This window comes from Streptomyces sp. NPDC005784 (assembly GCF_042871525.1).
Taxonomy (GTDB): domain Bacteria; phylum Actinomycetota; class Actinomycetes; order Streptomycetales; family Streptomycetaceae; genus Streptomyces.
The window spans coordinates 111,566-130,128 of the sequence record NZ_JBIAIQ010000021.1 but is presented as its reverse complement, the minus strand read 5'-3'; the positions used below and the strand labels follow the sequence as shown (position 1 = coordinate 130,128).

Sequence of the window (18,563 nt, the reverse complement as noted above, 5' to 3'; positions counted from 1 at the left end):
TGGACGACACTATCGTCCGGACGATCAGGGTGTCCGCCGGGTTGGGACCGTAGATCACTACCCGTGCAGGAAACCAACGATTCCTTCAGAGATCCCCCGTGCCGCCTTCTCTCGCCACGCGCCACTGGTGAGCAGCGCAGCGTCCTTGCTATCGCGCATGTTGCCGCACTCGATGAACACCTTGGGAACCGTTGACAGATTGAGACCGCCGAGATCCTTCCGGACCACCAGTCCGGTGCCGTCACCGACGTAGTTGGAGGGCGCGCTGCCCGTCTCGCGGACGAACAGGCCCGCGATGCGCTCGCCCAGGTCGCGGGAGGAGGCCACGATCGGACGGGTGTCGGCGGCGTGCGCGTGCACCGAGGCCGGGAGGATCACATGGAAGCCCCGGTTGCCGGCCGCCGATCCGTCGGCGTGGATGGAGACGACCGCGTCCGCGTGCGCCGCGTTGCCGATGCGGGCCCGCTCGTCGACGCAGGGGCCGAAGGAGCGGTCGCCGTCCTGGGTCAACTTCACCGTGGCGCCCTGCTTTTCGAGGATCGCCCGCATCCGGTGCGCGACGTCGAGCGTGAACCGGGCCTCCGTGTAACCCGCGTTGGTCGACGTGCCGGTCGTGTCGCACTCCTTCCAGTTCGTGCCGATGTCCACCTTGCGGTTGATCTCGGACGTGTGCTGGAAGTTGCTCGGGTTGTGCCCCGGGTCGATGACGATGACCTTGCCCTTGAGGGAGCCGGAGGCGCCGGGCGCGGAGGAGGAAGAGGAGGGCGGCGGGGCCGACGACGTACTCGGCCGGCCGTCGTCCGTCGCCGAGGCGGACGCCCGGCCGGAGGGGGAGGCGGAGCCGGGCGCGGAGGACGACGACCCGGGAGCGGCCCGGTCGGACCCGCCCCCCGAATCGTCTCCCACGGCCTGGTACACCAGCCAGCCGGCCAGCGCGCCCGGTACGAGCGCGGCGAGCGCGACGGTGAGCGGCCCGCGCCGGAAACGGCGCGGCTGCTGGGGCGGATCGAAGTCAGGGCCTACGTACGACACGTCAGCCACCCTAGCGGGCGTCCCTGGCGTCCATGACGTCCATACGGAGCGGGGAGCGAACAGGCCGCAGGCCGGTGAGCCGCCTCCGGCCGTCGGGCCTGTGAGATGTACACCTGCCGGGACCGGGGCTGGGGCTCACCCCCGGCCACCGGTGAGGGAACCGGACAGGCCCGCACCCCGGAGTGGGGTGCGGGCCTGCGGACCCCCGGGGCGCTGTCGTTCCTCGCCGCTCAGGAGACGTCGTTCCGTGCGGTGCTCAGGAATGTCCGTCCCAGTAGACGGGGTGGTAGCTCGTGTCGCCGTTGACCTTGGTGACCTTCATGCGAATGGGAGTGTTCTCGGCGATGTTGCCGCTGTCCCAGCCCGAGCAGTAGGGCGAGGCGTGGCCACGCGTGGAGATGGTGCGTTCGTAGCTGCCGTCCCGGTTGATGTCGAGCTTCACCTCGATGCCCCAGCCGTCGGCCTTGATGTCACAGGCCTTGATGGCGTCCCCCGGAGCGGGATCATCGAGTTCGTCATAGCCCGGGTCCTGCATCCAGACCCCGTAGCCCCCGCCCTCGTAGGCTCCGTAGGCCTCCACGGCAGCCGCCGAGTTCGCCGTGACCAGCACCAGTCCGAGCGCCCCGAGCAGGGCGTAGAGGGCCTGAGTCCGCCTCTTGGTCAACTTCACGTGTGGTTCCTTCCCTGAGTGCCGGCCGAGCCCTCCCGTGGCCGCCGGTCGCCTGCGGGGTGAACGGCGGATGGCTGCCGACTGTCCAGGAATGGTAGACGTTTCATGATCCTAAATGTGCCAACTGGCCTGTTCCGAGGCGTCGATTGGCCGAGAATCCGAGAATCCGAGAATCCGGGAGCGAGGAACGCGGAGGGATCACCCAACTCCCGGAATACGCCCCTGACCAGGGCGGAGGCGGGGTTCGGCAGAGCAGGTCAGCGCTCGGACCGGGCGCTCAGATCCCTGTTCCGGTTCGCCGCAGGACGCGCAGGGAGTCGGTCACCGCGATCTCGGTGAACGCGCCCGATTCCAGGGCCCGGAGGTATACGCGGTAGGGGGCCTGGCCGGTGAACTCGTCGGCGGGGTCCGGGAACACGTCGTGGATGACGAGGAGGCCGCCTTCGGCGACATGCGGCGCCCAGCCCTCGTAGTCGCCGCTCGCGTGCTCGTCGGTGTGGCCGCCGTCGATGAAGACGAGACCGAGGGGCGTGCGCCAGAACGCGGCGATCTGCGGCGAACGGCCGACCAGCGCGACCACGTGGTTCTCCAGGCCCGCCCGGTGGAGGGTGCGGCGGAAGGTGGGGAGCGTGTCCATCAGGCCGATCTCCGGATCGACCGTGGACGGGTCGTGGTACTCCCAGCCGGGCTGCTGCTCCTCGCTGCCCCGGTGGTGGTCGACCGTGATCGCGGTCACTCCGGCCTCGCGCGCCGCGTCGGCGAGCAGGATCGTGGAACGGCCGCAGTAGGTGCCGACCTCCAGGAGCGGCAGCCCGAGCCGTCCGGCCTCGACGGCCGCCTCGTACAGCGCGAGTCCCTCACCCCGCGGCATGAACCCCTTCGCGGCCTCGAAGGCGGCGAGGATCTCGGGCTTGGGTGCCGCGGGCATGGGGTCTCCTCCATCGATGCGCATGACGGGGTGTGTGGCGCAGGTGCAGTAAAGGGTATTCAGATCGGTTCGTGCTTCCGGGGCGGTCTCCGGCGCGTGCGTCCGGCACGGAAGAGCGAGTCGCGCGGACGTCCGGCGTGGACACCTGGCGCGCACTGCCGGTGCGAACGAACCGGCAGTACGGGCCCCTGGCCGCCCCATCGTGCACCACGCCCCCGCCGCGTGGGCGGCGGGGGTGTCGACGATCACTTCGGGGCGGGTCCGGGCGTCAGGCGGTGACCTCGGCGTTCTCGCCCGGCAGGGACAGGTCGAGGGTGACCGGCCGGTCGTCGCCCGCGTGCGTCGCCGACGAGGCGAGCGGGCCGTGGCCGGTGGCCCGCGCGGCGAGCACGTACGCGCCCTCGGCTGGCACGGCGAGCGCGTAGCTGCCGTCCTCGGCGGAGAGGGTGGCGCCCGCCTGGCGGCCGCGCCGGTCGATCAGGGTGACCTTGGCGCGGGGGACCGGACCGCCGTCGGCGTTCAGGACCCGGCCGCGGAAGCCGCCGAGCACCTCGTGCGCCCGCTCCATCGCCGCGTCCTCCTCGCTGCTGGCGCGCAGCTGAGGCTTGGTGGCCGGGGGACGGCCCGGCAGGAACAGCGCCATGAGCAGGCCGACCGCGACCGCGCCCGTCGCGATCAGGAAGGACACGCGGAAGCCGTGCATGGTGGGGATCGCGACCCCGCCGACGTGGTTCGCCGTGTTGGCGAGCACCATGCCGATGACGGCGCTCGACACGGATGTACCGATGGAGCGCATCAGGGTGTTCAGGCCGTTGGCCGCGCCCGTCTCCGAGGCCGGGACGGAGCCGACGATCAGGGCGGGCAGCGAGGAGTAGGCGAGGCCGATGCCCGCGCCCAGGACCACCGCGATGACCAGGGACTGCCAGGCGGCGTTCATCAGGCCGAGACCCGCGCCGTAGCCGATCCCGATGATCACCATGCCGATGATCAGCGTGACCTTCGGGCCGTACTTCGCCGACAGCCGGGCGTACACGGGGGCGGTGAACATCATCGTCAGGCCGAGCGGCGCCACGAGCAGACCCGCCTTCACCATCGACTGGCCGAGACCGTAGCCGGTGGACGTCGGCAGCTGGAGAAGCTGCGGCAGGACCAGCGAGACGACGTAGAAGGAGACGCCGACCATGATCGAGGCGAGGTTGGTGAAGAGGACCGCGGGGCGGGCCGTGGTGCGCAGGTCGACCAGCGGAGCCTTCAGGCGCAGCTCCATCACGCCCCACAGGAGGAGCACGGCGAGCGACGCGCCGAACAGGCCGAGCGTGGTGGGCGCGGTCCAGCCCCAGTCGCTGCCCTTGGTGATCGGCAGCAGGAAGAGCACGAGCCCGACGGACAGGCCTATCGCGCCCAGTACGTCGAAGGTGCCCTCGGCGCGCATCGGGGACTCCGGCACGACGAGGAGGGTGAGGACGATCGAGAGGACGCCGAGGCCGGCGGCGCCGTAGAAGAGGGCGTGCCAGTCGGTGTGCTGTGCGACGAGGGCCGCGGCGGGCAGCGCGAGTCCGCCGCCGACGCCGATCGAGGAGCTCATGAGGGCCATCGCGGAGCCGAGCTTCTCGCGGGGCAGCATGTCGCGCATCAGGCCGATGCCCAGCGGGATCGCGCCCATCGCGAAGCCCTGGAGCGAACGGCCCACGATCATCGGCACCAGGGCGCTGGTGAGCGCGCTGATCAGGGCGCCGACCACCATCACGGCCAGGCTGGTGAGCAGCATGCGTCGCTTGCCGAAGAGGTCGCCGAGGCGGCCCATGATCGGTGTGGCCACGGCGCCCGAGAGCAGCGTCGAGGTCAGGACCCAGGTGGCGTTGCTGGGCGAGGTCCCCAGCAGCGTCGGCAGGTCCTTGATGACCGGGACGAGCAGGGTCTGCATCACCGCGACAACGATGCCCGCGAAGGCGAGCACGGGCACGGTCGCGCCGCTCGGCCTCCGCGCGGGCTGGTCGGTCGTCGTGTGCGTCATTGCGGGGGGCCTCCAGGCCGTAAGGAAGGGAGCTCTCGGGAGAGCGGCAAAGGGGGGTGATCCGTGCGGATGCGGGGACGGTCGGTCGGGTGATCCATGGGGATACGGGGACGTCGGTCGGGTGATCCGCGCGGGATACGTGCAGTGAGAACCCGGTGCGCCTGGGCAACTATTCCGATGCTTCGGCGTACTAACGAATTCTTGACCGATCCATGGGTATCTGACCTACCGTCAGAATGAAACGTGTTCTAGTCTGGCGCGGATCCACGCACCTTGGGCCTTTGGGGAGGCACGCATGGGGATCGCGGTCACGCCGGAGCAGCGGGAGCTGGCCGAGGCCGTACGCGGCTGGATCACCCGCGCCGTGCCGCCCGAGGAGGTCCGCAAACTCCTGGACGCTCCGGGAGGCGGCAGGCCACCGTTCTGGGACGCGCTCGCCGCGCAGGGGCTCCTCGCCGTGCACCTTCCCGAGGCGTACGGCGGTGGCGGCGGCGACCTCGTCGACCTCGCCGTCGTCGTGGAGGAGGCCGCGCGGGCCGCACTGCCGGGACCGTTCGCCGCGAACGTCCTGGCGTCGGCCGTGCTGGCGGCTGAGCTTCTCCGCGAGGAGCTTCTCCGTGAAACGGGCGATCCGGTACGTGTATCGGGGCACGGTCATCCGGTACGGGCACAGGAGCGCGGCCATCCCGTACGGGTGTCGGGGCGCGGCGATCTCGTCCGCGCGTCGGAGCTCGGTGATCTCGTACGGGCGCTGGGGTGCGGGGAGCGGATCGGCGCCGTCGCGTTCGGCGCGGGCTCCCTGACGGCCGTGGCGGTGGACGGCGGATACGTGCTCGACGGGACGGCGCCGCCCGTGCTGTCCGGCGCCGACGCGGACGTGCTCGTGCTGGCGGCGGCCTGCGACGGGGGGACGGCGGCCGGCGGAGACCGGGCGGCGGGAGGGGACACGCCCCCCAGCGCTGGCGCGGGCGCGGAGACACAGACAGGTGGTGCCCTGCCGCCGGGAGAGGGCGACTGGTCCGGCGCCGGCGCGGTGTCGGACGGAGGCGGCGCGTCCGGCGGCACGCTCTGGCTGGTCGTGGACGCCGCCGATCTAGTCGTCCGGCCGCACGAGAGCGCCGATCCGACGCGGCCGACCGCCGAGGTCCGGGCGGCAGGGGTCCGGGTCCCCGCCGACCGCGTCCTCGCGGTCGACCCGTCACTGGTCCGGGACCTCGCCGCCGTCGTCCTCGCCGCGGACGCCTGCGGCACCGCGGCCTGGGCGCTGGACACGGCCGCCGGGCACGCCAAGGTCCGCGAGCAGTTCGGCCGTCCGATCGGACGCTTCCAGGGCGTGAAGCACCTGTGCGCCGACATGCTCGTACGGCTGGAACAGGCACGGGCGCTCACCTGGGACGCGGCGCGCGCCGGGCAGGAGCCGCCCGGCGTACGGGAGTTGGTGGCCTCGCTCGCGGCCGGTGCCGCCCTCGACGCCGCCTCGTCCTGCGCCAAGGACTGCGTGCAGATCCTCGGCGGCATCGGATTCACCTGGGAGCACGACGCCCACCTCTACCTCCGACGAGCCCTGGTGGCACGGCAGTTGCTCGGGGCCGGCAACGGACACCTGCGCAGGGCCGCGCGGCTCGCACGGGACGGCGTACGACGGGAACTGCGCCTGGAGCTGCCGCCCGAGGCGTCCGGGTACCGGGCCGAGGCCCGTCAGGTCATCGACCGGGCGCGCGGGCTCGGCCCAGTGGCCGCCCGCCGGTCGCTGGCGCCCACCGGGTACGCCGCCCCGCATCTGCCCCCGCCGTACGGACTCGGCGCCGGCCCCGTCCAACAACTCGCCGTACAACAGGAGTTGGCGGCGGCCGGGGTGCGGATCAGCGATCTGGGGATCGCGACCTGGGTCGTACCGTCCCTCATCGCGTACGGGACCGGCCCGCAGCAGGAGCGCTATCTGCTGCCCACTCTGCGCGGTGACCTCCTCTGGTGCCAGCTCTTCTCGGAACCGGGCGCCGGATCCGACCTCGCCTCGCTGCGGACCCGCGCCGAGCACACGGCCGACGGGCGGTGGCGGATCAACGGGCAGAAGGTCTGGACGAGCGCGGCGCAGTGGGCCGACCACGGAATCCTCCTCGCCCGGACGAACCCGGCCGCGCCCAAGCACAAGGGGCTCACCTACTTCGTCGTCGACATGAAGAACACGGACGGCATCGACATCCGCCCCCTGAAGGAGATCACCGGGGACTCCCTCTTCAACGAGGTCTACTTCGACGACGTGCTGCTGCCAGCTGACGCGGTCGTCGGCGAGGTCGACGACGGCTGGCGGGTCGCCCGCAACACGCTCGGCAACGAACGCGTGCACATGGCCGACCAGTTGACCTTCGACACCGGCCTCGAAGCGCTGATACCGGCCGACGTGGACGGCTCCCGGCTCGGAGCGCTGCTCGCCGAGGCGCACGCCCTGGCCTGCATCGCGCTGCGCACCACCCTCCGCCAGGTCTCCGGCGTGGAACCGGGCGCGGGCGCCTCCGTCCGGAAACTGGTGCAGACCGCGCACCAGCAGAAGGTCGCCGAACTCGGACTCGAACTCCTCGGCCCCGAAGGCGCGTTGTGCGAAGGGCCGGGCGAGCGGGCCGTGCACGGATTCCTGCTCTCCCGCTGCCTGACCATCGCGGGCGGCACCACCCAGGTCCAGCTCAACGTCGTGGCCGAGCGCATCCTCGGTCTGCCGCGAGACTAGGAGTGCCATGAAGACGTACGTCGTCGGTGTCGGAATGACCAGGTTCGAGAAGCCCGAGACCCGGGAGTGGCAGTACTGGGACATGGTCCGGGAGGCCGGCTCCAACGCCCTCGCCGACGCGGGGATCCCGTACACGGACGTGGAACAGGTGCCCGTGGGTTACTGCTTCCGGGCCTCCACCGCCGGCCAGCGCGCCGCCTACGAACTCGGCCTGACCGGCGTCCCCGTCTACAACGTCAACAACAACTGCGCCACCGGGGCGAGCGCGTTGATGCTGGCCCGGCAGTTCGTGTCCGGCGGGATCTCCGACTGCGTCCTCGCGCTGGGCTTCGAGAAGATGAAGCGGGGTGCCCTCGGATCGGGCGCCGACGGCGGGGACTTCTCGACGTCACCCGTCGCCCGGCACTACGGGATCATGGCCGCCCGGCACGGCTTCGAGATGACCCCGCCCACCGCGCAGATCTTCGGCGACGCGGCCCGCGAGCACATGGAGCGGTACGGCACCACGGAGGCCCAGCTCGCCGCCGTCGGCGCCAAGAACCACCGGCACTCGGCGCACAACCCGAACGCCCAGTTCCAGGACGTGTACTCCGTCGACGAGATCCTCGCCGCCAAGGCCGTGCACCGGCCGCTGACCAAGCTCCAGTGCTCGCCCACCTCTGACGGAGCCGCCGCCGCGGTCGTCGTGTCCGAACGGTTCGCCGAGCGGCACGCGTTGGAGGACAGGGCCGTCGAGATCGTCGCCCAGTCGATGACCACCGACACCGAGGAGTCCTTCGCCTCCGGCTCCTGCATCGACGTCGTCGGACAGCCGATGTCGCGGGAGGCCGCGCGCCAGGTGTACGAACGCTCCGGACTCGGTATCGAGGACGTGGACGTCGTGGAACTCCACGACTGCTTCTCGATCAACGAACTGCTGACCTACGAGGCGCTCGGCATGTGCGGGGAGGGGGAGTCGGGCGAACTCGTCGAGTCGGGGGCCACGACGTACGGTGGACGCTGGGTGGTGAATCCCTCCGGCGGGCTGATCTCCAAGGGCCATCCACTGGGCGCGACCGGAATCGCCCAAGTGGCCGAGCTGGTGTGGCAGTTGAGGGGAGAGGCCGGGGTGCGGCAGGTGTCGGGGGCGCGGGTCGGGCTCGCCCACAACATCGGACTGGGCGGCGCGGCGGTGGTCACCCTGCTGCGCGCGGGGGCCTGAGCGGAACGCCGAACCGGACGGCGCTGAACCGGACGGCGCTGAACCGGACGGCGCCGAACCGGACGGCGCCGAACACCGAGATTCAGCCGGTCCGGCGCCGAGCCGCACGGGCCGCCGACGGCGGCCAACACTCCTGGTCACCCCTGATCCGCGTGTGGTCCTAGGTCCCGTGACGCACGCCCGCCTGCGTCGAAATCCTGATGCAAGGGGCGTAGGCCGGTTGAGAGCATGACACCCATGCTCCGAGCCGCTGAAGACACCCGGATGTCAGCCCGTATCGCGCCACCCACCTGGGTGGTGATCGCGCTCGCCTGTGCCGGACAGTTCCTGGTCGTCCTGGACGTGTCCGTCGTCAACGTGGCCCTGCCCTCCATGCGGACCGACCTGGGGCTGAGCGGCCCGGGGCTGCAGTGGGTGGTGAACGCCTACTCGATCGCCTTCGCCGGATTCATGCTTCTCGGCGGCCGGGCCGGGGACCTGTACGGGCGCAAACGGATGTTCCTGGTGGGTCTCGCGCTCTTCACGCTCGCCTCGGTCGGCGGCGGCCTCGCCCAGGAAGGCCCCCAACTGCTGCTCGCGCGGGCCGCGCAGGGACTGGGGGCCGCGGTGCTCGCGCCCTCGACCCTGACGATCCTGACGTCGGCCGTCCCGGAGGGCGCCGCACGCGCGCGGGCCATCGCGACCTGGACCGCCGTCGGCGCCGGTGGCGGCGCGGCGGGCGGACTCGTCGGCGGACTGCTGGTCGACGGGCTGTCGTGGCGCTGGGTGCTCCTCATCAACGTGCCCATCGGCGCGGTGGTGCTGGCCGGCGCGGCGCGATGGCTGGTGGAGAGCCGGGCCGGGGACGGGCGACGACTCGACCTGCCGGGCGCGCTCCTGGTGACGGCGGGACTCGCGACCCTGGCGTACGGGATCGTGCAGACGGAGGCCGAGGGGTGGACGGCGGCGGCGACGCTCGTGCCGCTGTGCGCCGGAGCGGCTCTCATCGGGGTCTTTCTGGTCGTCGAGGCGCGCACCGCGGCGCCGCTGATGCCGCTGAAACTGCTGCGGCTGCGGTCGGTGTCCTCGGCGAACGCGGCCATGTTCGTCTCCGGCTCAGCGATGTTCTGCATGTGGTTCTTCATGACCCTGTACGCGCAGAACGTGCTCGGCTACTCGCCGCTGGGCGCGGGCCTCGCGCTCGTGCCGAGCTCGCTCGCCGTGGTCATCGGCTCGAAGTCGGCGCCGCGCCTCATGCCGGTCGTCGGGGCGCGCAACGTGGCGGTCCTCGGCACGCTCCTGGCCGCAGCCGGCTTCGGCTGGCAGTCGACCATGACGGCGGACGGTTCGTACCTCACGGCGATCATGCTCCCCGGCATCCTGATGATGGCTGGCGCGGGCCTGGCCGCGACACCGCTGGCCGCGCTCGCGACCTCGGGCGCCGCGCCGGAGGACGCGGGGCTGGTGTCGGGCCTGGTCAACACCTCACGCGTGATGGGCGGTTCGCTGGGACTCGCGGTCATGTTCACGATCGCCGCGAACCGTACGGGGGGAAGCACGTCCGGGGAGGCCCTGACCGCCGGGTACGCGCTGGCGTTCCGCGTCAGCGGGGTACTGCTGCTGGCGGGGGCGGTCCTGATGCTCGTATGGCTGCCGCGGAGCATCTCGCCGCGGAGAATCTCGCGGCTGTGAGGCAACGAAATCCGATGCTCGTGGACTCCTTCAAACATCTAGGAGGTGCTCATGGGGGATCGGAAACAGGCTCGGGACGAGGAGTTCCAGAGTTTCGTGGTCGGCCGCTGGCCGCGGCTGATGCGTACGGCATTTCTCCTGACGGGGGAGCAGCACGGGGCGGAGGACCTGGTCCAGACGACTCTGGAGCAGGTGTACGTGGCATGGCGCAGGGTCGGCGCGGCCGACGAACCGGAGGCGTATGTGCGGCGGGTGATGATCAACGCGCACGCTCGCAAACACCGCAGAAAACTCAAGGAGTTCCTCGCACCGAAGGACGACTCGGGCCTGGCGCGCGAGCTGCCCGACAGCGGTGACCCGATCGCCCGCGCCGACGACCGCGGCGCCCTGCTCACCGCGCTCGCCCAACTGCCTCCGCGCCAGCGCCAGGCGGTGGTCCTTCGCTACTGGGAGGACCTGAGCGAGAGCCAGGCGGCGGCGGCGATGGGCTGCTCGGTGGGCGCGGTGAAGAGCAACGCGGCCAAGGGGATCGCGAAACTCCGCGTCATACCGGGCCTGGCCGACACAGTGACGCACGGAGGGCGGAAGTGATGAGCGCGAACCGGGAGACGAATCACGACATGGCGACGGACACGGACATCGCCTTCCTGCTGGCCGAGGCGGCGGACGAGGTCGAGATCGGCATAGCCCCGTACCAGGCGGTGCTGCGCGGCGGGCGCCGCCGCAAGGCGCGCCGCTGGGCGATGGCAGCGGCGGCGGCCCTCGTCATCGCCGGTTCCACGGGGACGCTGGCGCTGGCGGGGGGGACGGAGAGCGACGGCAGGAAGGCCGTTCCGGCCGTCACCGCGCCGTCGACGCCCGAGAAGCGGCATGTGTACGAGCCGCAGGCGACCACCGTGGCGCGCGGGACCGAGCACGGCAAGGAGTGGAGTGTCGAGGTCATCGTCTGGGGGGCGCCGAAGAACGAGATGGAGGCGCAGTACCAGCGGTCCCAGATGAGCGAGTACGCCCTCACGCCGACGGGCACGGAAGTCGCCTCGGACCTCGTCGGCAGGGGCTGGGTCTTCGTCCGCCTCCACGCGGGGGACGCCGGTGGGATGACGCTGCTGGACGGGGCGGTCGAGAAGGGCGACTCGTTCTCGGGCACGGACCTGGAGTCCGCTTCGACCCCGCTGAGGTTCGACGCCGCTTCGTCGGACACGTCTCAGCGGCTCGTGATCGGCAAGGTCGCCCCGACCGCCCGGGAGGTCACCTGCTCCTGGGACGACGGCACAACGATGAAGGCCGGGAAGGCCGCCCCGGAGGCGGACCAAGCGTCCCACGCGGTGATCAGGCCGGTGGACGGCTCCCAGCCGAACTGGTTCCTGTGCCTGGCGCCGGAGGGCAAGCACTACACATCCGGGACGGCGAAGGTGACGAGGTAGCGGCGGCGGACGACGAGGAGTGACCTGGCGGGTGGCCGTCGCCGGACCCGGCGGCGGCCACCCGGGTGATCCCCAGCGTGGTGCCGGACGAACAGGCCCTACAGCCAGCCCTGCTGGCGGGCCTCCCGCATCGCCTCCATGCGGTTGCGGGTGGCCGTCTTGCCGATGGCGGAGGAGAGGTAGTTGCGGACGGTCGATTCGGAGAGGTGCAGTTTTCCGGCGATGTCGGCGACGGTGGCGCCGTCCACCGAGGCCTTCAGCACGTCGCACTCGCGGGCGGTGAGTGGATTGGGCCCGGCGCTCAGCGCGGCGGCGGCGAGCGCCGGATCGATGACGGTCTCCCCGGTCAGCACCCGCCGGATCGCCTCGGCCAGTTCCTCCACGGGCCCGTCCTTGACCAGGAACCCGGCGGCCCCCGCCTCCATGGCCCGCCGCAGATATCCGGGGCGGCCGAAGGTGGTGAGGATCAGCACCCGGCAGTCGGGCGCCTGCTCACGCAGTTCGGCGGCGGCGTCCAGCCCGCTCATCCCCGGCAACTCGATGTCCAGCAACGCCACATCGGGCCGGCTGATCAGCGCCGTGTCCACGATCTCGTCGCCCGCGGACACCTGCGCGACCACGTCGATGTCCGGCTCCATACCGAGCAGCAGAGCGAGCGCCCCGCGCATCATTCCCTGGTCCTCGGCGAGCAGGACACGGATGGACTTGGCGGGCCGGTGGTCCTGGGGCATCTCGTTCACGGGGCAAGCGTAAGGCGGACAAGGTCCCCGCCGGTCGCGGTGTGCGCGTCGGGGGCCGGGCCGGGGGCCGTGTCGGTGCCGATAAAAAATCGTCCTCGTTCGCGTCCGCGAGTCTTGACGGCCCCCGGCTGCGGGCAAATAATCGCCTCGGAATTCAGCGCTCCCCTTTGTAATTCCTGAGCCGGGTCGATTTTCGCAAACGTTCGGCATTTCGACCGGAAATTGGTTCGGTATTTCGATCGAACGTTGTCCGGTATTTCGACCAGGCACCCGCACTGTCCTACCAGGAACGGAAGAGGTGCACCGTGTTGTCATCCTTAGCGCCGTTGCGGCGTCTCAGAAACGCGGCCCTGGCCGTGCTGTCGGTGATGGTGGCCGTCGCCGCGCTCGCCGTGGGCTCGCCGCAGGCCACCGCCGCAGGTTCGCTCCCGTGTGACGTCTACGCGACCGCGGGTACGCCCTGTGTCGCGGCGCACAGCCTCGTCAGGGCGCTCTACTCGTCGTACAACGGCTCGCTCTACCAGGTGCAGCGCGCCTCCGACAGCGCCACCGCGAACATCGGTCTCCTGGCGGCCGGCGGGTACGCGAACGCGGCGGCGCAGGACTCCTTCTGTACCGGCACCACCTGCATCATCACGAAGATCTACGACCAGTCCGCGCGCCACAACGACCTCACCGTCGAGGGTGCGGGCGGGGCGGGCGCGGCCGATGTCGGGGCGCCCGCGGACGCGCTGCCGGTGACCGTCGGCGGGCACCAGGTCTACGGTCTGGAGATCTCGGCCGGCATGGGCTACCGGGACAACTCCACCTCGGGCGTGGCCACCAACGGGGCGGCCGAGGGGATGTACATGGTGACCTCCGGCACCCACGTCAACGGCAGCTGCTGCTTCGACTACGGCAACGCCGAGACCAACAACAAGGACACCGGCAACGGCCACATGGACGCGATCAACTTCGGCACCGAGTGCTGGTTCTCGCCCTGCTACGGCCAGGGCCCGTGGGTGCAGGCCGACCTGGAGAACGGGCTGTTCCAGTCGGACTCCGGATACAGCAAGAACACGTCGAACACCGGCACCGGGGCGATACCGTTCGTGACCGCTTTGTTGAAAAACAACGGTCAGGACCATTTCGCGCTGAAATACGGCAACGCCCAATCGGGCAGTCTCACGACCACCTATTCCGGGGGTGAACCCACCACCAGTGGCTACTCGCCCATGCACCAGGAGGGCGCGATCGTCCTGGGCACCGGCGGAGACAACAGCAACGGCTCCATAGGGTCCTTCTTCGAGGGCGTCATGACCTCGGGCATCCCGACGGACGCCGCCGACAACCTGGTCCAGTCGAACATCGTCTCCGTCGGCTACGGCGCCTCGACCGGGACCACCGGCTCCCTGACGGCCGGGTCGGAGATCTCGCTGCGCGCGACCACTTCGTGCTGCACGACCGACTACATCCGCCACCAGAACAACGCGGCGGTCGTCTCGGCCATCACGTCGAGCAGTTCGGCGCTCGACAAGAGCGACGCCACCTGGATCGTCCGCAGGGGTCTCGCCGACAGTTCCTGCTACTCCTTCGAGTCGCGGAACTACCCGGGCGACTTCCTGCGGCACTCCAACTACCAGCTCTACCGGCAACCCATGGTCGGCACCGCGCAGTTCAGACAGGACGCCACGTTCTGCGCCGGGACCGGCAAGAGCGGTACGGGGACGTCGTTCGCGTCGTACAACTACCCGACGAGATACCTCCGGCACTACAACTACAACGTCTACATAGCGAGCAACGGCGGCTCGAACGCCTTCGACAGCGCCACCTCGTGGACGGACGACGTGAGCTGGGCGGTCACGGCTCCCTGGGCGCCGTAGTCACCGGGGAAGACGCCAAGTTCGCCGATCTCCCAGGGAGTTCGGAGCTGACGTGAACCGCCGCGCGGCGACGGGCCGGCCCGCACGGCCCCGCCCGCCGCCGCATGGTGTTCCGTCGGCCCCTCCGGCCGCTGCCGCCCGGCGGCGCGGGGCCGGCGGCCCGCCGGTTTCCGCGGTGGCCGCCGCTCAGATCGACGCCTCCGTCAAGTCGGCCGCCTCCACCGGAAGTTCGGCCCTCACCTCGAAGCCGCCGCGCGGAGTCCGTCCCGCGCGCAGGGAGCCGCCGGCCGTGGCGAGGCGTTCGGTGAGGCCCTTGAGGCCCGTGCCGCCCATGCCCGGCACCGGATCGGACGCGGAGGCGTCGGAGCCGTTGTCCGAGACGGTCAGACGGACGAGGTCCGGGGTGCCGTCGACGGTGATCTCGCAGCGCGTCGCGTCGCTGTGACGGACGACGTTGGTGACCGCCTCGCGGAGCACCCAGCCGAGCAGGGCCTCGGTCTGCGGGCCCAGCGGCGGCCCCGACTGCCGTACGACCGGCTCCACCCGCGCCGCGGACAGTGCCGAGCGGGCGCGGTCCAGCTCCGTGGCGAGGCTGCCCTCGCGATAGCCGGTCACCGCCTCGCGGATCTCCGTCAGGGCCTGCCGGCCGACCGACTCGATGTCCGTGACCTGCACGAGTGCCGCGTCCAGATCGCGGGGGGCCAGCCGGCGGGCCGCCTCCGACTTCACCACGATGACGGAGAGCGTGTGCCCGAGCAGGTCGTGCAGGTCGCGGGAGAACCGCATCCGTTCCTTCTCGACCGCACGGCGCGCCAACTCCTCACGGGCCTCGCGCAGTTCACGTACCGCCTCGGAGAGGGACAGGATCGCGGCCGTCACCATCGTGGACAGGAAGGTGCCGTAGGCGATGTTCACCGCGTCCCAGCCCGCCCGGACCGCCGAGACTCCCGCGGCGAGTGCCGTCAGGCCGAGGCCGATCTTCCCGAGCCAGGGGCCGCGCAGCACCGCCCCGGTGGCCAGCCCGAGCAGCGGGAAGAAGTACAGCCAGCTCCCGCCGTACCCGAGGGCCAGCGCGCAGGTGACCACGCTCATCAGGACGAGCGCTACCCGGGTCGAGCGGGCCTCCCGCGCCGTCTTCACGAACGCGCGGAACGTCACGTAGATGTAGAGGGAGTTGAAGACGAACAGGCCGAGGCCGCCGATCCAGGGCTGCGCCGTCCTGCCCTGGAGGAGGTTGGAGAACGCGCCCATCCCCAGGAGCAGCCACGGCAGCAGCGCGAAGCCCGTCGGCGGTGGGCCCGGGTTCTCCGGCATCTCGCCGCCGCTCCTGCGCGCGGCCCGCTGTTCGGCCTTGAACCGTTCCATGTCGGCCTTCCAGCGGTTCCGCTCGGCCCGCCACCCGCGGACCTGGCAGCCGATGCTTTCCATCAAGGGCATGTCCAGCTCCCCCTTCAGACGGTTCGGGCGGATCGACGGTACGAGACCACAGCGTACGAACCGAACGCCAGCAGCCAGGCGGTCAGCACCGCCACCGCTCCGAGGTCCGGCGCCCGGCCCTCGGTGACCGACACCCCCAGCTGCGCGAAGCGGTTCGTGGGCGTGTACGCCGATATCGAACGCAGCCAGCCGGGGAACAGGGCGAGCGGGAACCACAGGCCCCCGACCACCGCGAGCCCCAGATTGCACACCATGTTCGCGACACCCGTGGTCTGCGCGGTCATCCGGTAGCCGTTGCCGAGGCCCAGCAGAGTGAAGGGGACCGAGCCGAGCCACAGCAGCAGGGCCGTCGCGGCCCACTGCCAGGCGTCCAGCCGTACGCCGTTGACCAGGCCGCCGGCCGCCAGCACCGTGACGATCGAGGGCAGCACGGTCACCGAACCGGTCAGCGCCCGCCCGAGCACCACCTCGCGCGGTGTCATCGGGGTCACCCGAAGCTGCCGCAGCCAGCCGGTCACCTTGTCCTCGGCGACCCCGCCGCCGGTGTTCAGCGCCGAGCCGACCGCGCCGTACGCGGCCATGCCGACCATCGATGCCGTCCTCCACTGCCCGTCGTCGCCACCGCCGAGGTTGGTGAACAGCAGATACATCATCACCGGCATCGCGACACCACCGATCACGAAGCCGGTGTCGCGCAGCGTCCGGCGCACTTCGAGCCGCAGATAGTCGAACATCACACCTTCTCCTGAGCGCGTGAGGTGAGTGCCATGAACGCGTCGTCCAGGGACGCGGGGACGACCTCCAGGCCGCGTATCGCGCCCCGCTCGGCCAGCGCGATCACCGTCGCGTCCGAGTCGTCCGTACGCAGCCGCGCCCGCTCCCCGCGCACCTCCACGGCCACCACGCCGGGCAGCAGCGCCAGGTCCTGCGCGCCGCCCCCCGTCAGGTCGAAGGAGACCAGATTGCCGCCCGCCGACCGCTTGAGCTCCTCGCCGGTCCCGTTCGCGACGATCCGCCCCCGGTCGATGACGACGATCCGATCGGCGTGCGCGTCGGCCTCCTCCAGATAGTGCGTGGAGAAGAGCACGGTGTGGCCGCGCCGGGCGTAGGCCCGCATCGACTCCCAGAACGCGTGCCGTGCCTCCACGTCGAGCGCGGCGGTCGGCTCGTCGAGCACGATCAGCGCCGGGTTCCCGGCGAGCGCCACCGCGAACCGCACCCGCTGCGCCTGCCCGCCGGACAGCCGGTCGACGCGCCGCCCGGCCAGCTCCGGGATGCCCGCGAGCCGCAGCGCCTCGGCCACCGGCAGCGGCGCGGGATAGCGCCCCGCCACGAAGGAGACCAGCTCCTGGACGGTGACCCTTGGCACCGGCCGGGTGTCCTGGAGCATCGCGCCGACCCGTCCGGCGCGCACCGACGCCTCCGGGCGGCCGCCGAAGAGCGCGACCGAGCCCTCGTCGGGCTCGTCCAGACCGAGCAGCAGCGAGATCGCCGTCGACTTGCCCGCGCCGTTGCGGCCCAGCAGCGCCACCGTCTCGCCGCACGCCACGTCGAGGTCGAGACCGGCCACGGCACGCACATCGCCGAAGGTCTTGACCGCGCCCCTGAACGACACGGCCGGTGGTGTCCCCGCCGTCCCCGGCGTTCCCGCCGCCGTCCCCACGGTGTTCCCCGCGGTCGTCCCCGTCGTCTGTGCCATGGGAACGACGCTAGGGGGCCGGGGCGCTGCCCCGGCAGATGCACTTGTCGTCGATCCGCCGGGACAAATGTCACGGCCGCCCCGCCGCGGCACGTTCCCTTGCCGGGCTGCCGCGACGGCTCGATCTGACATGGCGTCAGTAGTCTTCACAAGTAATGGGCGCTGGGCTATACAAGGGTTCGCCGGACTGGAACGCGTTCTAGAACGAGCGGGTTCCACGGCCCAGTGTCGACCTCGGTGCGGCCGACGGTGCGGACGGCCGCACCGAGGTCTTTCGCGCAGTCGAGTCAGGAGCCACATGCCCATTGACGCCGCCAAGGCCGTCGCAGCGGAACCGCGGACCGGAGAGATCACCTGGACCTCCAAGGACGTCCAGCTCTACCACCTGGGCCTGGGCGCGGGCATCCCCGCGACCGACCCCGATGAGCTGCGCTACACCCTCGAATCCAGGCTGCACGTCCTGCCGAGCTTCGCCACCGTCGCGGGCGCCGGCTCACCGGGCGTGATCAGCGGCCTCTCCATGCCCGGTGTCGACGTCGACCTCGCCCGCGTCCTGCACGGCGGCCAGACCGTCCGGCTGCACCGCCCGATCCCGGCCGAGGGCACGGCGACCGCCACCGGGCGCATCGCCGCTGTTTACGACAAGGGCAAGGCCGCCATCCTCGTCATGCGCACCGAAGTGGCCGACACCGAGGGCCCGTTGTGGACGAACGACGCCCAGATCTTCGTACGGGGTGAAGGCGGCTGGGGCGGCGACCGCGGCCCCAGCACCCGCCTCGAAGCGCCGCCGGGCCCACCGGACAGAACCGTCGAACGCCCGATCCGCGAGGACCAGGCCCTGCTCTACCGGCTCTCCGGAGACTGGAACCCGCTGCACGCCGACCCCGAGTTCGCCAAGCTCGCCGGATTCGACCGGCCGATCCTGCACGGGCTGTGCACGTACGGCATGACGCTCAAGGCCGTCGTCGACACCCTGCTCGGCGGCGACGTGACCCGCGTCCGCTCGTACACCACCCGCTTCGCCGGAGTCGTCTTCCCCGGCGAGACCCTCCGCATCCGGATGTGGAGTAGTGAGGGCGGGGTCCGGGTGGCGGTGAGCGCGGTCGAACGGGACGACGCGCCGGTCCTCGCCGACACCGTCGTCGATCACACCTGACTGT

The 18,563-nt window shown here is 71.2% G+C and carries 15 protein-coding genes; 7 read left to right on the top strand and 8 right to left on the bottom strand.

What is annotated here, in order from left to right; all coding sequences use genetic code 11:
- Nucleotides 1-57: 57 nt before the first annotated feature.
- The 4 genes from ACFYR3_RS28765 to ACFYR3_RS28750 form a co-directional block, all read right to left on the bottom strand.
- Complete coding sequence (locus tag ACFYR3_RS28765) at nucleotides 58-1,032, bottom strand: N-acetylmuramoyl-L-alanine amidase (RefSeq protein ID WP_389285060.1); 975 nt, start codon at nucleotides 1,030-1,032, stop codon at nucleotides 58-60.
- A gap of 256 nt (nucleotides 1,033-1,288) precedes the next feature.
- A complete protein-coding gene (locus tag ACFYR3_RS28760; protein ID WP_356782348.1) occupies nucleotides 1,289-1,702 on the bottom strand; it encodes a hypothetical protein in 414 nt (137 codons plus the stop codon).
- 277 nt (nucleotides 1,703-1,979) lie between these two features.
- Nucleotides 1,980-2,630 carry a class I SAM-dependent methyltransferase gene (locus tag ACFYR3_RS28755; protein ID WP_355848526.1) on the bottom strand — a complete coding sequence of 217 codons (651 nt, stop codon included), beginning with the start codon at nucleotides 2,628-2,630 and terminating at the stop codon, nucleotides 1,980-1,982.
- Nucleotides 2,631-2,898: 268 nt separating this feature from the next.
- Nucleotides 2,899-4,644, bottom strand: coding sequence for an MFS transporter (locus ACFYR3_RS28750; RefSeq protein WP_389285059.1), 1,746 nt, complete (start codon nucleotides 4,642-4,644; stop codon nucleotides 2,899-2,901).
- A 295-nt stretch (nucleotides 4,645-4,939) separates the two neighbouring features.
- Between ACFYR3_RS28750 and ACFYR3_RS28745 the strand changes: the two genes are divergently transcribed.
- The 5 genes from ACFYR3_RS28745 (at nucleotide 4,940) to ACFYR3_RS28725 (ending at nucleotide 11,665) form a co-directional block, all read left to right on the top strand.
- Nucleotides 4,940-7,369, top strand: a complete 2,430-nt coding sequence (locus ACFYR3_RS28745) for an acyl-CoA dehydrogenase (protein ID WP_389285058.1) — start codon at nucleotides 4,940-4,942, stop codon at nucleotides 7,367-7,369.
- A 7-nt stretch (nucleotides 7,370-7,376) separates the two neighbouring features.
- Nucleotides 7,377-8,570 carry a lipid-transfer protein gene (locus tag ACFYR3_RS28740; protein WP_389285057.1) on the top strand — a complete coding sequence of 398 codons (1,194 nt, stop codon included), beginning with the start codon at nucleotides 7,377-7,379 and terminating at the stop codon, nucleotides 8,568-8,570.
- A 237-nt stretch (nucleotides 8,571-8,807) separates the two neighbouring features.
- Nucleotides 8,808-10,241 (top strand): MFS transporter, encoded by a 1,434-nt coding sequence (locus ACFYR3_RS28735; protein WP_389285056.1) that lies wholly within the window; start codon nucleotides 8,808-8,810, stop codon nucleotides 10,239-10,241.
- Between the two features lie 51 nt (nucleotides 10,242-10,292).
- Nucleotides 10,293-10,832: a SigE family RNA polymerase sigma factor gene (locus ACFYR3_RS28730; RefSeq protein ID WP_389285055.1), complete on the top strand. Its 540-nt coding sequence runs from the start codon at nucleotides 10,293-10,295 to the stop codon at nucleotides 10,830-10,832.
- Nucleotides 10,832-11,665, top strand: coding sequence for a hypothetical protein (locus ACFYR3_RS28725; protein ID WP_355848543.1), 834 nt, complete (start codon nucleotides 10,832-10,834; stop codon nucleotides 11,663-11,665). Before ACFYR3_RS28730 ends, ACFYR3_RS28725 begins: the two co-directional genes overlap by 1 nt.
- Before the next feature lie 98 nt (nucleotides 11,666-11,763).
- Here ACFYR3_RS28725 and ACFYR3_RS28720 read toward each other — a convergent pair whose 3' ends face one another.
- Entirely contained in the window at nucleotides 11,764-12,396 is a 633-nt protein-coding gene (locus ACFYR3_RS28720; protein ID WP_355848666.1) for a response regulator transcription factor, read from the bottom strand.
- A gap of 377 nt (nucleotides 12,397-12,773) precedes the next feature.
- Here ACFYR3_RS28720 and ACFYR3_RS28715 point away from each other — a divergent pair, with 377 nt between their 5' ends.
- Nucleotides 12,774-14,267: an alpha-L-arabinofuranosidase B gene (locus ACFYR3_RS28715; RefSeq protein ID WP_355848669.1), complete on the top strand. Its 1,494-nt coding sequence runs from the start codon at nucleotides 12,774-12,776 to the stop codon at nucleotides 14,265-14,267.
- 186 nt (nucleotides 14,268-14,453) lie between these two features.
- Here the strand turns inward: ACFYR3_RS28715 and ACFYR3_RS28710 are convergent, their stop codons facing one another.
- From ACFYR3_RS28710 to ACFYR3_RS28700, 3 genes are read right to left on the bottom strand one after another with little or no spacing between them, the layout of a single operon-like run.
- Complete coding sequence (locus tag ACFYR3_RS28710; protein ID WP_389285054.1) at nucleotides 14,454-15,704, bottom strand: sensor histidine kinase; 1,251 nt, start codon at nucleotides 15,702-15,704, stop codon at nucleotides 14,454-14,456.
- Between the two features lie 14 nt (nucleotides 15,705-15,718).
- The gene (locus ACFYR3_RS28705) at nucleotides 15,719-16,438 is read right to left on the bottom strand and encodes an ABC transporter permease (protein WP_355848549.1); all 720 of its coding nucleotides are present in this window, start codon (nucleotides 16,436-16,438) and stop codon (nucleotides 15,719-15,721) included.
- A complete protein-coding gene (locus ACFYR3_RS28700) occupies nucleotides 16,438-17,319 on the bottom strand; it encodes an ABC transporter ATP-binding protein (RefSeq protein WP_355848672.1) in 882 nt (293 codons plus the stop codon). Before ACFYR3_RS28700 ends, ACFYR3_RS28705 begins: the two co-directional genes overlap by 1 nt.
- A 382-nt stretch (nucleotides 17,320-17,701) precedes the next feature.
- On the opposite strand from ACFYR3_RS28700, the gene ACFYR3_RS28695 reads away from it, so the two are divergent.
- Nucleotides 17,702-18,559 carry a MaoC/PaaZ C-terminal domain-containing protein gene (locus ACFYR3_RS28695; RefSeq protein WP_355848552.1) on the top strand — a complete coding sequence of 286 codons (858 nt, stop codon included), beginning with the start codon at nucleotides 17,702-17,704 and terminating at the stop codon, nucleotides 18,557-18,559.
- The last annotated feature ends 4 nt before the right edge of the window (nucleotides 18,560-18,563 follow it).